We start from the raw sequence: 13,270 nt of genomic DNA, 5'->3' as shown, positions 1-13,270 counted from the left end.
GGTTCTCCTCGTTATTGTTGGCGGTCCAGGGGCACCCGCACGGTCAGGCTGGTGCCCTCCCCGGGTTCGCTGTGCAGCACCAGGCTGCCGCCCATGATCAGCACCCGCTCGCGCATCCCCACCAGGCCAAAGGAGGCGGGGCGCGTGGCGGCGGTATCGAACCCCAGGCCATCGTCGCTGATGCTCATGCACAACTGTGGCCCGTCCAGCACCAGTGACAGCTCCACAGTATGCGCCTGGGCATGGCGCATGACGTTGGTCAGGGCCTCCTGGAGGATACGGAACAGGCCGATGGCCTTGGCGTCGCTCAGGCGTGGCAGGTTATCCGGCACGTCCACCAGGCACGGGATCTGCGTACGCGCCTCGAAACGCCGGGCCTGCCATTCGATGGCCGAGGCGATACCGGCATCCAGGATCGGCGGGCGCAGGGCCGTGGCCACGTCACGCACCAGTTGGAACAGCTGGGTGATCAGGCGTTTCATGCTGTTGAGGCGCTCGTTCAGCCCGGGATCGAGCTGGGCGTAGGCCAGCTCGCACATGGAGGTCTCCAGCTTGAGCACGGTGAGCATCTGCCCCAGTTCGTCATGGACTTCCCTGGCAATGCGGGCCTTTTCCTCTTCCCGCACGCTCTCCAGGTGCGCCGACAGCTCGCGCAGCTGCTCGCGGGAACTGGCCAGCTCCAACTCGATGCGCTTGCTCTCGCTGATGTCCCAGACGATGCCGTCCCAGACGAAGGTGCCGTCGTCCAGCTGCCGGGTAATCGCCTTGATCTCGGCCCAGCGCTGCTGACCCTGGCGGGTGAGGATACGCCCTTGCCAGGACCAGTCGCTGTCGCTGTCCAGGGCCCGATCCTGGGTCTGGTGGTAACTGGCCTTGTCATCGGGGTGCACCAGGCTGCGCAAACCTTTGTCGCGATGGGCGAGCACCGCGGGCGAGTAGCCCACCAGGGTCTGGCTGCCCTCGCTGATGTAGGCGAAGTCGATCTGCCCGCTGACTGGCGCCCGCTCCAGGCGAAACACCAGGCCCGGCACGTTGGCGGCGATGCCTTGCAGCCGCGCTTCGCTCTCGCGCAGGGCCGCCAGGGCGCGACGGCGCTCGGTGACATCGGTGAGGTAGACCACCAGGTACTCGCTGTCGCGAAAACGCAGGAAGCTCAAGGACACGTCCGCCGGCAGGATGCTGCCGTCGGCCCGTACGCAGTGGCTTTCGAAGCTCTGCACGCCTCCGGCGCTGGCCCGTGCGCGCTTCCACAGGTTGAGCCAGCGATCCATGTGCAGGTTGGGTTCGAAATCGATCAGCGGCCGCTCTATCACTCCGCCCGGGGCATAGCCGAGCATTTCCTCGGCGGCGCGGTTGGCATAGCGCACGTGGCTGTCCCAGTTGACCCAGAGGATGCCCACGGTGCTCTGGTCGATGGAAAACTGGGTCAGGCGCAGCGCTTCCTCGCTGGCGGCGCGCAAGGCGATGTCTTCCCGCGCCGCCAGCAGTTGCTGTTCCAGCCCACGTTGCTGGCGGCGCAGCCAGAGGATCAGGCCCAGGCTGCCCAGCAACAGCAGGGCCAGCAACAGGCTGAGGCTGCGCCAGGCGCCGGGGGACTCGCCCAGGCGCGGATACTTGGGTTGCAGCCAGCGGTTGTGCAGTTGCTCCAGTTCCTTGGCGGGGATCGTGCGCAGGGCGGCTTGCATGATGCTGGCCAGTTCCGGCCAGTCGCGCCGGGTAGCCACCCGCAACAGCTGCGGCAGGCCGATATCGCCCACCACCGCCAGGCCGGAGAACTCCGCCTCGGCGGACAGGCGGCTGAGCTGGGCTTCATCCACCACCGCGTAGCGGGCCTGCTGGCTCAAGAGCAACTGCAAGGCCTGGCGCTCCTGGGGCACGCCTTGCAAGTTGAGGTGGGGGTAGGTCTGGCGCAGGTACTCGGACACCGCGCTGGGCATGCGCACTGCCACCCGGACCTGGCTGTCGAGTTTCTCCAGCTCCACCGCCCCGGAAGCCTTGCGCGCGCCCACCACCAGTTGCGGTACCCGCATGTAAGGGTCGCTGTACAGCCACAGGCGCAGGCCGGCGGGGGTCTGGGTCAGGCCCGGGGCCATATCGATCTCGCCGTCGCGCAGGGCCTTTTCCAGTTGGGCCTGGTCGGGAAAGTTGCGCCAGCTGAACTCGGTGCCCAGGGTCCTGGCCACGGCCTGCATCAACTCGACGTTGGCCCCGGACAAGCGTTGCAAGCGCCGGTCGTACTGGGCCAAGGGCGCCTGCAGCACCACCCCCACGCGCAGCTCCGGGTGCTGTTCCAGCCACTGGCGCAGCTCATGGCCCAGGACCGCGGCAGGCTCGCGGGGGGCCGGCGCCGCCGTGCCTATCAAGGGAAGGCACAGACAGCCGATAAGCAAGAGGCAGCGAAAGCGCATCATCTGAAGTCTCACACCCTGACAAATACTGACCAACCCATTAGGCTGCCGGAATTACTTCTGGCCTGGAATATCCGATGCCCCTCGTCCCCCGCTCGGCACTGCCCGTATTGTGCCTGTCGCTGATCCTGCCCTGGAGCTTTTCCGCCCACGCCGACGATCCGGCTCCCGAGGCCAAGCCTGCCGAGGAACAACCGGCGCCGCGTCCCGCCCTGCCCGAACGCAGCCAGGAAGATGCCATCGCCCTGGCGCGCCGCTTGCCCACCCAGGAACAGCAACAATTGCAGGCTGGCGACAGCAGTTTCCTGGCCCTGTGGAAACCGGCCAACACCAGCGAGCCCAAGGGCGTGGTGATCATTCTTCCGGGAGCCGGGGAAAGCGCCGACTGGCCACAGGTGGTCGCGCCCTTGCGCAATCGCCTGCCCGACACCGACTGGGGCAGCCTGAGCCTGACCCTCCCCGATATGCAAAGCGAAGCGGCACAACCGCGAATTGTCGAGGCGGCTCCAGCGGCCCCGACCGAAAGCGCCAATACCGCCAAGGACGCCAGTACCGAGGCCAAGCCCATCGAGCAGGTCGCCGGCGGTGAAGCCGACGTGGCCGATCATCCGGTCGCCGAAACCACCGAGGAGCAGGTCAAGGCCGACGCCGAGCGCATCTTCGCCCGGGTCGACGCGGCCCTGGCTTTCGCCGAACAGCAGAATGCCCGCGGCATCGTGCTGCTGGGCCATGGCACCGGCGCCTATTGGGCCGCGCGCTACCTGAACGAGAAACAGCCATCGCAAGTACAGAAACTGGTGCTGGTCGAGGCTCGTTCGCCAAGCAACGTCAAACCGCAACTGGCGGAGCTGACCCCGACCCTGAAACTGGCCACCGCCGATCTCTTCTATGTCGACACGGCCGTAGCGCGCAAGGAAGCACTGGAGCGGCTGCAGGCCAGCAAGCGCCTGAAGCACTCGAACTTCAGCCAGATCTCCCTCAAGGCCCTGCCCGGCAACGACCGTGCCCAGCAGGAACAGCTGTTCCGCCGGGTCCGTGGCTGGCTCAATCCACAAAACGCCGATCACTGAAAACAAAAGGCCGCCGTAGCCAGAAAGGCAGCGGCGGCCCCGCTTTGCCCTCAGCGAAAAGCCCGGCGCTGGCGCACCAGCGCATAGGCGCTGTGCAGTTCGCGGGTTTTCTCCGTGGCATCGCGCACCTGCTCCGGCGTCGCACCGCTGCCGGCGATCTTGTCCGGATGGTGGCGACTGAGCAATCGCCGGTAGGCGCGCTTGATCTGCGCCGGCTCGGTGGTCGCCGCCACCCCCAGCAGGCGCAGGGCTTCCTGGTAGCTCATGCCGATTTCGCTCGGGTTTCGCCTGGCGGGACCGTAGTCCTGGGCCAACGCCTGGATCTGCTCGCTGCTCCAGCCCAGCCATTTGCCCCAGGACTGGATCAACTCACGCTCCGCCGCACCGACCCGGCCGTCGGCCCAGACCATGCGCCAACAAGCGCGCAGCACGCCTTCGGCAGCATGGGGCTGGCTACCCAGCCGGCGCAGGTAGCCGCGCAAATGGTCATTGCCCGACTTGCCGCGGTTGAAGGCGGCGATGGCCCGGCGCCGCGCCACTTCGTTCATGTCCAGTGAACGCATTTCCTGGCGCGCCTGCTGGATATGCCCATCCACTACCCGGCCGTCGCTTTTCGCCAGGCGCCCGAGCAACACGAACAGCAGCTCGTCGTTGCGCAGCGCCGGGCGCCCACCCAGGCGTTCACGGACATGTGCCCAGCTGTGCAGTTGCAAGCGCCGATCCAGCGCCTGCCCCAGCAACGCACCTAGCATGGCCCCCGGAATGCTGGCTATGGCAAAACCTGCTCCGGCTCCGATCAGAGTCCCTGGCCACCACATGTCAGCGCCCCGCTTGCAGCAGGTGCTCGACCTGCGCCAGACGCTCGACGGTTCCCACATCGACCCACTGGCCGCGCATGTGTTCACCGCTGACCTGATCCCGGGCCATGGCCTCGCGCAACAGCGGCGCGAGCTTGAAGGCGCCAGCGGTGCAATGCTGGAACAGGCGCGGATGCAGCACCGAGATGCCGCTGTAGGTCAGGGCCGGCACACCCGGCTGGCCGTCGTGCAGCAGGCCGTTCTCCAGGCAGAAATCACCACCGGTGGGATGGTGCGGCGGGTTGTCGACCATCACCAGGTGGGCCAGCCCATCCAGGGGCCGGCGCAGGCTGGCGAAATCGTAGTCGGTCCAGATATCGCCATTGACCACCAGGAAGGGCGCGTCACCGAGCAACGGCAAGGCCTTGAGGATCCCGCCACCGGTCTCCAGCGGCTGGTCCTCCGCCGAATAGCGGATGCTCAGGCCCCAGCGCTGGCCGTCGCCCAGGGCATCCTCGATCTGCTGGCCAAGCCAGGCATGGTTGATGACGATCTCGTGGAAGCCTGCGGCCGCCAGGGCCCGCAGGTGATATTCGACCAGAGGCACGCCCGCCACCGGCAGCAGGGGCTTGGGCGTGGTCAGGGTCAATGGGCGCATGCGCTCGCCCTTGCCTGCCGCCAGGATCATCGCCTTCATGCCTGGGCTCCCGCCGGCGGGTTCAAGCTGAACAGCAGTTGCGTAAGCTCCGACAACTCGGGCCGACGAGCCAGCACCGCTTCTATATAAGCCAGGAACCGCGGGACATCGGCCAGGTAGCGCGGCTTGCCGTCGCGGTGGCAGATGCGCGAGAAGATCCCGATCACCTTCAGGTGGCGTTGCACGCCCATCAGATCGCTGGCCCGCAGGAATTCCTGGAAATCCTCCTGGACCGGGATACCCAGCGCCCGGGCGCGGGTCCAGTAGTTTTGCTGCCAGAGCCGCACGCGCGGTTCCGGCCAGCTGAGAAAGGCGTCCTTGAACAGGCAGGTGATGTCGTAGGTCACCGGGCCATAGACCGCGTCCTGGAAGTCCAGCACCCCGGGGTTCGGCGTGCTGAGCATCAGGTTGCGCGGCATATAGTCGCGATGGACCAGCACCTTGGGCTGCGCCAGGGCGCTGTCGATCAGCAGGTCGCTGACCCGCTGCCACTGCTGGCGCTGCTCGGCGGTGAGGGTAATGCCCAGCTCACGGCCGACGTACCACTCGGGGAACAGCTCCAGCTCGCGGCGCAGCAGGGCCACATCGTAGCTGGGCAAGGCGGCGTCCATCGGCAGTTGCTGGAAAGCCAGCAGCGCTTGCAAGGCGTCTTCGAACAGCACGTCGGCATTGTCTTCGTTTATTACATCCAGGTAGGTCTGGCTACCCAGGTCATTGAGCAACAGGAAGCCGCGCTCCAGGTCCTGGGCAAAAATTTTCGGCACATTGATACCGGAAGTCGCCAACAGGCCAGCAATTTCCACGAAGGGCCGGCAGTTCTCCAGAGGGGGCGGGGCGTCCATGACCACGAAGCTGCGGCCAGCGCCCTGCCAACGGAAATAACGGCGGAAACTCGCGTCGCTGCTGGCCGCGACCAAGGTAGCCGGGGGCACTTCACCCCAGCCCTGCGCTGCATAGACAATCGCCAACTGTTCATCGAGCCAAACTTCCAGGTGTTGCAAGCGTACATCTTGGTCAGGCATTACAAGGGTCTCCGACGGCGCTAGCCGTCAAGCGGGTCATGCTTTATTATCCAGCATCTTTTTCAGACCATCGAGAGGCGTGCGGCCCAACACCGCGGGCAGATGGCACGCAGGAAGCCCGGACTAATAAGATGGCATTGAAATCCCCCGCGTTTCGTAAAAAATTCCCGTTGCTGGTCACTGGCGGTTTGCTGGCCCTGCAACCTCTAGCCACTTCCTTCGTGGTCGCCGCGGAACAGTACGACTGTTCGGTCTCCGCTAGCGGTGGCTGGGCCTGCGCCCCCAAGACCAGCGCAGCCCAACTGCCTCCGCGCCCGGTCCACGATGCCAATTCGCTCACCTCCAGCGGCGCCACCGACAGCGGTGCGACGCAAGATGCTGGCGACAAGCCCGTGTTGGTGACCGAAGCCAAGGGTCGCGGCCTGAAGTCCCGCAGCGCGGACTACAGCCATCTCGACTGGGTCCCGCGCGAGCAGCTCACCGCCGCCCAACTGGCCGAGACCGGTCCTTACTGCTCTGGTTCCTATATCGAACCGATTCGTCCTGGCATGAATGACAAGACGAAGAAAAGTGACGCACCGACCTTCATCGGCGCCAAGGCCTCGCGTTACCAGCAGGAACAGCAGGTGGCGACCCTGGCCGGCGACGTGGTCATGCGCCAGGGCAGCATGCAGGTCGAGGCCGACGAGGCCAACCTGTACCAGGCCGAGAACCGCGGCGAACTGAGCGGCAACGTACGTATCCGCGACAACGGCACGCTGATGGTCGGCGACCACGCCGACGTCCAGCTCGACACTGGCGAGGCCAAGGTCGACAACGCCGAGTACGTGATGCACAAGTCGCGGATTCGCGGCAGCGCGCTGTATGCCAAGCGGGCGGAAAACGCCATCATCCGCCTCAAGGATGGTACGTACACCACTTGCGAACCGAACAGCAACGCCTGGCAGCTCAAGGGCAACAACATCACCCTGAACCCGGCGACCGGTTTCGGTACCGCGACCAACGTGACCCTGCGGGTCAAGGACTTCCCGGTTCTCTATACCCCGTACATCTACTTCCCGATCGACAATCGTCGCCAGTCCGGCTTCCTGCCGCCGAGCTTCGGCACCAGCAGCGACACCGGCTTCACGCTGGTCACTCCGTACTACTTCAACCTGGCACCGAACTACGATGCCACGTTGTACCCACGCTACATGGCCAAGCGCGGCATGTTGATGGAAGGCGAGTTCCGCTACCTGACCAAGAGCAGCGAGGGCCAGTTCGGCGCGGCGTACCTGAACGATGAAAGCGACGACCGCAAGAAGCAGACCGACTCCGAAAAAACCCGCTACTTGCTCAACTGGCAGCACAAGGGCGGGCTCGACTCTCGAACCATGACCGAGGTCGACTACACCAAGATCAGCGACCCGTACTACTTCCAGGATCTGGAAACCGACCAGATCGGCGTGAAGAGCGTCGACTACGTCAACCAGCAAGGTGCGGTGACCTACCGCGGCGACGACTACACCGCACGCCTCAACGTGCAGGCATACCAGCTGGCGACGGTTTCCAACATCACGCCGTACGACAAGCTGCCACAGATCACCTTCAACGGCTCCCTGCCCTATCACCCCGAAGGCCTGGATTTCACCTACGAAACCGAGCTGGTGCGCTTCGAACGGGATCTGTTGAAAGGCAACTATACGGACAAGGACGGCGGGCCGTTCAACCCGGATACCAACACCTACGGCACTCGCCGGCTGGACGCCAACGTCTCCGGCCTGGACCGTGCCAATGGCGATCGCCTGAACCTCAAGCCCGGTGTCAGCCTGCCGCTGAACTGGACTTATGGCTACCTGACTCCATCGCTCAAGTACATGTACACCCGCTACAACCTCGATCTGGATAGCACAGGCAAGCAAGGCATTATCGACGCGCGCAAAAATGCAGCCTTCAACCGCACTCGTTACGTCGGTGGCGACTACAGCAGTTCGCAGAGCCGTGGCGTACCGATCGCCAGCGTCGATGGCGGCCTGTACTTCGATCGCAACACCCAGTGGTTCGGCAAGGACTATCGCCAGACCCTGGAACCGCGGATGTTCTACCTCTACGTCCCGGAGAAGGATCAGGAAGATATCCCGACATTCGATACCGGCGAACCGACCTTCAACTACTCCTCGCTGTTCCGCGACAACCGCTTCAGCGGTTCCGACCGTGTGGGCGATGAGAACAAGCTGTCCCTCGGCGTGACCAGCCGCTGGATCGAAGACAACGGTTTCCAGCGCCAGCGCATCAGCGTCGGCCAGGCCTTTTACTTCAAGGACCGCACCGTCCAGTTGCCTGGTATCGACTACCGCACCCGCGACGATGCGACAGCCAACGTGTCGCCCTACGCGCTCGAGTATGAATATCGCTATAACCGCGACTGGCGCACCACCGCCGAATACAACTGGGATCCGGATAGCCGCAGCCCGCGTTCCGGCAGCGCGATGTTCCACTACCAGCCGGAAGACAACCCGAACAAGGTGGTCAACGTCGGTTATCGCTATCGCAACGACCAGATCCGCTACGACCAGAACAGCGGCTCCTGGAAAATGGGCGGCGACTATGGCACCCCGGGCCAACCTGGCTACGTGAAGGACTACTACAAGATCCAGCAGCACGACTTCTCGACCATCTGGCCGATCGTGCCGCAGTGGAACCTGATCAGCCGCTGGCAGTACGACTACAACCGCAACCGCACGCTCGAGGCCTTCGGTGGTTTCGAATACGACAACTGCTGCTGGAAACTGCGCCTGATCAACCGTTACTGGGTCAAGTATGACGAGTTCAGTCAGAACGCTCCGGAGAACGAAAAAGGCGACCGCGGCATCTTCCTCCAAATTGTTCTGAAGGGTCTCGGTGGCGTCATGGGCACCAAAGTAGAGAGCTTCCTCGACAAAGGCATCCAAGGTTATCGTGAACGTGAAGACCAAGCTTTCTGATTGTCTGCGCCCGCTGATGCTGGGCGCGCTGTTCCTGAGCACTGCGGCCGGCGCCGCGGTGCAGTCCCTCGACAAGGTCGTGGCCATCGTCGACAACGATGTGGTCATGCAGAGTCAGCTGGACCAGCGGGTACACGAAGTCCAGCAGACCATTGCCAAGCGCGGCGGCGGCATGCCTCCCGCCAGCGTCCTGGAACAGCAAGTACTGGAGCGCCTGATCGTCGAGAACCTGCAACTGCAGATCGGCGAGCGCTCCGGCATCCGCATCACCGACGAAGAACTGAACCAGGCCATCGGCACCATCGCCCAGCGCAACAACATGAGCGTCGAGCAGTTCCGTGCCGCCCTGGCCCGTGACGGCCTGTCTTATCAAGATGCCCGCGAGCAGGTACGCCGCGAGATGGTCATCAGCCGCGTGCGCCAACGCCGTGTGGCCGAACGCATCCAGGTATCGGAGCAGGAAGTGAAGAACTTCCTCGCCTCGGACCTGGGCAAGATGCAGCTCTCCGAGGAACTGCACCTGGCCAACATCCTGATCCCGACTCCGGAAAGCGCCAGCTCCGAAGCCATCCAGGGCGCTGCCCGCCAGGCCATGGAGGTGTACCAGCAGCTCAAGCAGGGCGCCGACTTCGCCCAGCTGGCCATCGCCCGCTCCGGCAGCGACAACGCCCTGGAAGGCGGCGACATGGGCTGGCGCAAGGCCGCGCAACTGCCACCTCCGTTCGATCGCGAACTGAGCTCGATGGCGGTTGGCGACATCACCCAGCCGGCTCGTACTCCTGGCGGCTTCATCATCCTCAAGCTGCTGGACAAGCGTGGCGGTGGCAACCAGGTGCGCGACGAAGTGCATGTGCGCCATATCCTGATCAAGCCTAGCGAGATCCGCAGCGAAGAAGAGACCAAGCGCCTGGCGCAGAAACTCTACGAGCGCATCACTGCCGGTGAAGACTTCGCCGAACTGGCCAAGAGCTACTCGGAAGACCCGGGCTCGGCACTCAACGGTGGCGACCTCAACTGGATCGATCCGAACGCCCTGGTGCCGGAGTTCCGCGAAGTGATGGCCAAGACCCAGCAGGGCCAGCTGTCCAAGCCGTTCAAGAGCCCTTATGGCTGGCATGTACTGGAAGTCCTTGGCCGTCGCGCCACCGACAGCACCAGCCAGGCCCGCGAGCAGCAAGCCATGACCGTCCTGCGTAACCGCAAGTACGATGAAGAACTGCAGACCTGGTTGCGGCAGATCCGCGACGAGGCCTACGTCGAAATCAAGCTGCCTGGCGCTGAACAGGCGGCACAGTGAAGCCCGCGCGCTTCGCCCTGACGCCCGGCGAACCGGCGGGCATAGGCCCCGACCTATGCCTGCTGCTCGCCGCGCAACCCCAGCCCCACCCCCTGATTGCCATTACCAGCCGCGACCTGCTCCTCGAGCGGGCCGCGCAACTGGGAGTGGCCGTCACCCTGCTGCCGGTGGACCCGGAGCACCTGCCGGATGCTCCAGCAGCGGCGGGCAGCCTCTATGTCTGGGATACCCCCCTGGGTAAACCCGTAGTCAGCGGCCAGCCGGACCAGGCCAATGCCGCCTTCGTCCTGCAGACCCTGACTCGCGCCGGCCAGGGTTGCCTGGATGGTCGCTTCGCCGGAATGATCACCGCTCCCGTACACAAGGGCGTGATCAACGACTCCGGGATCGCCTTTTCCGGGCACACCGAGTTCCTCGCGGACCTGACCCAGACCCAGCAGGTGGTCATGATGCTGGCCACCCGCGGCCTGCGCGTGGCTCTGGTGACCACCCACCTGCCGCTGCGGGATATCGCCGATGCGATCACCCCCGAGCGCCTGGAACGGGTCACGCGGATCCTGCATGCCGACCTGCAGCAGAAGTTCGGCATCGCCCAGCCGCGCATCCTGGTCTGCGGGCTCAACCCCCATGCCGGCGAAGGCGGCCACCTGGGCCGCGAAGAAATCGACATCATCGAACCTACCCTGGAGCGTCTGCGCCAAGAAGGCATGGACCTGCGCGGCCCCTTGCCGGCCGACACTCTGTTTACCCCCAAATATCTGGAGCACTGCGATGCAGTGCTGGCGATGTACCACGATCAGGGCCTGCCCGTGCTGAAGTACAAAGGCTTCGGCGCCGCCGTCAACGTGACGCTAGGCCTGCCGATCATCCGCACCTCGGTCGACCATGGCACCGCCCTGGACCTGGCCGGCAGCGGCAGGATCGACACCGGCAGTCTGCAGGTCGCCCTGGAAACCGCCTACCAGATGGCCGAGAACCATATATGAGCGAGCAATACCAACACCGGGCGCGCAAGCGCTTCGGCCAGAACTTCCTGCATGACGCCGGCGTCATCGACCGCATCCTGCGGGCGATCAATGCCAAGCCCCAGGACCGCATGCTGGAAATCGGCCCGGGCCAGGGCGCTCTCACCGAGGGCCTGCTGGGCAGCGGCGCGCAACTGGACGTGGTGGAACTGGACAAGGACCTGGTGCCGATCCTCAACCAGCAGTTCGCTGGCCGCGCCAACTTCAAGCTGCACCAGGGCGATGCCCTGAAGTTCGACTTCAACACCCTGGGCGCCGCGCCAGGCAGCCTGCGGGTAGTGGGCAACCTGCCCTACAACATCTCCACGCCGCTGATCTTCCACTTGCTGCACAACGCCAGCCTGATCCGCGACATGCATTTCATGCTGCAGAAAGAAGTGGTGGAGCGCCTGGCCGCCGGCCCTGGCGGTGGCGACTGGGGCCGCTTGTCGATCATGGTCCAGTACCACTGCCGCGTGGAGCACCTGTTCAATGTCGGCCCTGGCGCCTTCAACCCGCCGCCGAAGGTCGACTCGGCGATCGTGCGCCTGGTACCCCATGCCGTGCTGCCGCACCCGGCCAAGGACCACCGGTTGCTGGAACGCATCGTTCGCGAAGCCTTCAACCAGCGTCGCAAGACCCTGCGCAACACCCTCAAGGCCCTCCTGAGCAATGCCGAGATCGAAGCCGCCGGCGTCGACGGCAGCCTGCGCCCTGAACAGCTGGACCTGGCCGCGTTCGTGCGCCTGGCCGACCAATTGGCCGACCAGGCCAAGCCCGCCAGCTGAGTCCCCCTCCCAGCGCCAGCGGGCAGGACGCCAATCAGGACGTCTGGTGTCCTACCCGCTACTTGACCTAGACTGACCTGCGTCAATCCTGTCCCGCGCCCCGCTTTGCTTTAAAGGCCCTTTGCATGTCCGATCCCCGCTATCAGATCGACGTCAGCGTCGTCACTCGCTTCCTGGCAGACCAGTCGCAACCCGAGCACAACCGTTTCGCCTTCGCCTACACCATCACCGTGCGGAACAATGGCCTGCTTCCAGCCAAGCTGCTGTCCCGGCACTGGGTGATCACCGATGGCGACGGCCACGTGGAGGAGGTACGCGGTGCCGGCGTGGTTGGCCAGCAACCGCTGATCGCCGTCGGCAAGAGCCACACCTACAGCAGCGGCACCGTGATGACCACACAGGTCGGGAACATGCAGGGCAGCTACCAGATGCTGGCCGAGGACGGCAAGCAGTTCGACGCCATCATCGCGCCCTTCCGCCTCGCGGTCCCCGGAGCGCTGCACTGATGGCAACCTACGCCGTTGGCGACCTGCAAGGCTGCCTGGAACCGCTGCAGTGCCTGTTGGAGCAGGTAGCCTTCGATCCCGCCCGGGACCGCCTGTGGCTGGTCGGCGACCTGGTCAACCGCGGCCCACAGTCCCTGGACACCTTGCGTTATCTCTATTCCATCCGCGAGTCGCTGGTCTGCGTACTGGGCAACCACGACCTGCACCTGCTGGCCGCATGGCGCAACATCGAGCGCCTGAAGAAATCCGATACCCTGCGCGAGATCCTGCAGGCCCCGGACTGCGAGGAGCTGTTGCAATGGCTGCGCCAGCAGCAATTGATGCACTACGACGAAACCCGCAACGTCGCCATGGTGCATGCCGGCATCGCTCCACAGTGGTCCCTGAAGAAGGCGCTCAAGTACGCAGCGGAAGTCGAACAGGCGCTGCGTGACGACAACCTCTTCGAGCCCTTCCTGGACGGTATGTACGGCAACGACCCAGCGAAATGGGACAGTGAGCTCAAGGGTGTCACCCGCTTGCGGGTCATCACCAATTACTTCACGCGCATGCGCTTCTGCTCCAGCGACGGGAAGCTCGATCTCAAGACCAAGGAAGGCCTGGATACCGCGCCTGCCGGCTATGCCCCCTGGTTCAGCCACAAGGAACGCAAGACCCGGGAGTTGAAGATCATCTTCGGCCACTGGGCGGCCCTGGAAGGCCAGTGCAACGAACCGGG

Annotated in this window: 10 protein-coding genes and 2 pseudogenes; 8 read left to right on the top strand and 4 right to left on the bottom strand. The window is 64.7% G+C overall.

All coding sequences use genetic code 11. The features are described from left to right. Positions 1-11: 11 nt before the first annotated feature. Complete coding sequence (locus ACK6AU_RS18545) at positions 12-2,411, bottom strand: PAS domain S-box protein (RefSeq protein WP_409300585.1); 2,400 nt, start codon at positions 2,409-2,411, stop codon at positions 12-14. A 74-nt stretch (positions 2,412-2,485) separates the two neighbouring features. Here ACK6AU_RS18545 and ACK6AU_RS18540 point away from each other — a divergent pair, with 74 nt between their 5' ends. After that, a complete protein-coding gene (locus ACK6AU_RS18540; RefSeq protein WP_409300583.1) occupies positions 2,486-3,478 on the top strand; it encodes an alpha/beta hydrolase family protein in 993 nt (330 codons plus the stop codon). A 50-nt stretch (positions 3,479-3,528) separates the two neighbouring features. On the opposite strand, the gene ACK6AU_RS18535 is transcribed toward ACK6AU_RS18540, so the two are convergent. From ACK6AU_RS18535 to ACK6AU_RS18525, 3 genes are read right to left on the bottom strand one after another with little or no spacing between them, the layout of a single operon-like run. Continuing rightward, positions 3,529-4,296, bottom strand: a complete 768-nt coding sequence (locus tag ACK6AU_RS18535; protein WP_185697224.1) for a TerB family tellurite resistance protein — start codon at positions 4,294-4,296, stop codon at positions 3,529-3,531. Position 4,297: 1 nt separating this feature from the next. Further along, entirely contained in the window at positions 4,298-4,972 is a 675-nt protein-coding gene (murU, locus tag ACK6AU_RS18530; RefSeq protein ID WP_409300580.1) for an N-acetylmuramate alpha-1-phosphate uridylyltransferase MurU, read from the bottom strand. Beyond that, positions 4,969-5,994 (bottom strand): aminoglycoside phosphotransferase family protein, encoded by a 1,026-nt coding sequence (locus ACK6AU_RS18525; RefSeq protein ID WP_409300578.1) that lies wholly within the window; start codon positions 5,992-5,994, stop codon positions 4,969-4,971. The genes murU and ACK6AU_RS18525 overlap by 4 nt, the downstream gene beginning before the upstream one ends. A 131-nt stretch (positions 5,995-6,125) precedes the next feature. Here ACK6AU_RS18525 and ACK6AU_RS18520 point away from each other — a divergent pair. The 7 genes and pseudogenes from ACK6AU_RS18520 to ACK6AU_RS18490 all read left to right on the top strand — a co-directional run. After that, positions 6,126-6,324 (top strand): annotated as a pseudogene (locus ACK6AU_RS18520) (hypothetical protein); the annotation flags it as partial. A gap of 62 nt (positions 6,325-6,386) precedes the next feature. After that, positions 6,387-8,957, top strand: a pseudogene (locus ACK6AU_RS18515) (LPS-assembly protein LptD); the annotation flags it as partial. Further along, complete coding sequence (gene surA, locus ACK6AU_RS18510; protein ID WP_185697220.1) at positions 8,938-10,254, top strand: peptidylprolyl isomerase SurA; 1,317 nt, start codon at positions 8,938-8,940, stop codon at positions 10,252-10,254. The pseudogene ACK6AU_RS18515 and the gene surA, both read left to right, overlap by 20 nt. Continuing rightward, the gene (gene pdxA, locus ACK6AU_RS18505) at positions 10,251-11,240 is read left to right on the top strand and encodes a 4-hydroxythreonine-4-phosphate dehydrogenase PdxA (protein ID WP_409300576.1); all 990 of its coding nucleotides are present in this window, start codon (positions 10,251-10,253) and stop codon (positions 11,238-11,240) included. Before surA ends, pdxA begins: the two co-directional genes overlap by 4 nt. Then, positions 11,237-12,046 (top strand): 16S rRNA (adenine(1518)-N(6)/adenine(1519)-N(6))-dimethyltransferase RsmA, encoded by an 810-nt coding sequence (rsmA, locus tag ACK6AU_RS18500; RefSeq protein ID WP_409300574.1) that lies wholly within the window; start codon positions 11,237-11,239, stop codon positions 12,044-12,046. Before pdxA ends, rsmA begins: the two co-directional genes overlap by 4 nt. Before the next feature lie 125 nt (positions 12,047-12,171). Beyond that, positions 12,172-12,552 carry a Co2+/Mg2+ efflux protein ApaG gene (gene apaG / locus ACK6AU_RS18495; protein WP_185697217.1) on the top strand — a complete coding sequence of 127 codons (381 nt, stop codon included), beginning with the start codon at positions 12,172-12,174 and terminating at the stop codon, positions 12,550-12,552. Continuing rightward, positions 12,552-13,270 (top strand): symmetrical bis(5'-nucleosyl)-tetraphosphatase (locus tag ACK6AU_RS18490; RefSeq protein WP_409300571.1); only part of this gene is annotated, 719 nt, incomplete at its 3' end. The genes apaG and ACK6AU_RS18490, both read left to right, overlap by 1 nt.

This window comes from Pseudomonas sp. KCJK8993, from assembly GCF_046230915.1.
Taxonomy (GTDB): Bacteria; Pseudomonadota; Gammaproteobacteria; order Pseudomonadales; family Pseudomonadaceae; genus Aquipseudomonas; species Aquipseudomonas piscis.
The sequence above is the reverse complement of the archived record's forward strand: the minus strand, read 5'-3'. Positions and strand labels throughout refer to the sequence as shown.

Bases quoted from the DNA above. Each gene is read 5' to 3' on its own strand.
- ACK6AU_RS18545 (WP_409300585.1), bottom strand. From the start codon at position 2,411: ATGATGCGCTTTCGCTGCCTCTTGCTTATCGGCTGTCTGTGCCTTCCC.
- ACK6AU_RS18540 (WP_409300583.1), top strand. From the start codon at position 2,486: ATGCCCCTCGTCCCCCGCTCGGCACTGCCCGTATTGTGCCTGTCGCTG.
- ACK6AU_RS18535 (WP_185697224.1), bottom strand. From the start codon at position 4,296: ATGTGGTGGCCAGGGACTCTGATCGGAGCCGGAGCAGGTTTTGCCATA.
- murU (WP_409300580.1), bottom strand. From the start codon at position 4,972: ATGAAGGCGATGATCCTGGCGGCAGGCAAGGGCGAGCGCATGCGCCCA.
- ACK6AU_RS18525 (WP_409300578.1), bottom strand. From the start codon at position 5,994: ATGCCTGACCAAGATGTACGCTTGCAACACCTGGAAGTTTGGCTCGAT.
- rsmA (WP_409300574.1), top strand. From the start codon at position 11,237: ATGAGCGAGCAATACCAACACCGGGCGCGCAAGCGCTTCGGCCAGAAC.
- apaG (WP_185697217.1), top strand. From the start codon at position 12,172: ATGTCCGATCCCCGCTATCAGATCGACGTCAGCGTCGTCACTCGCTTC.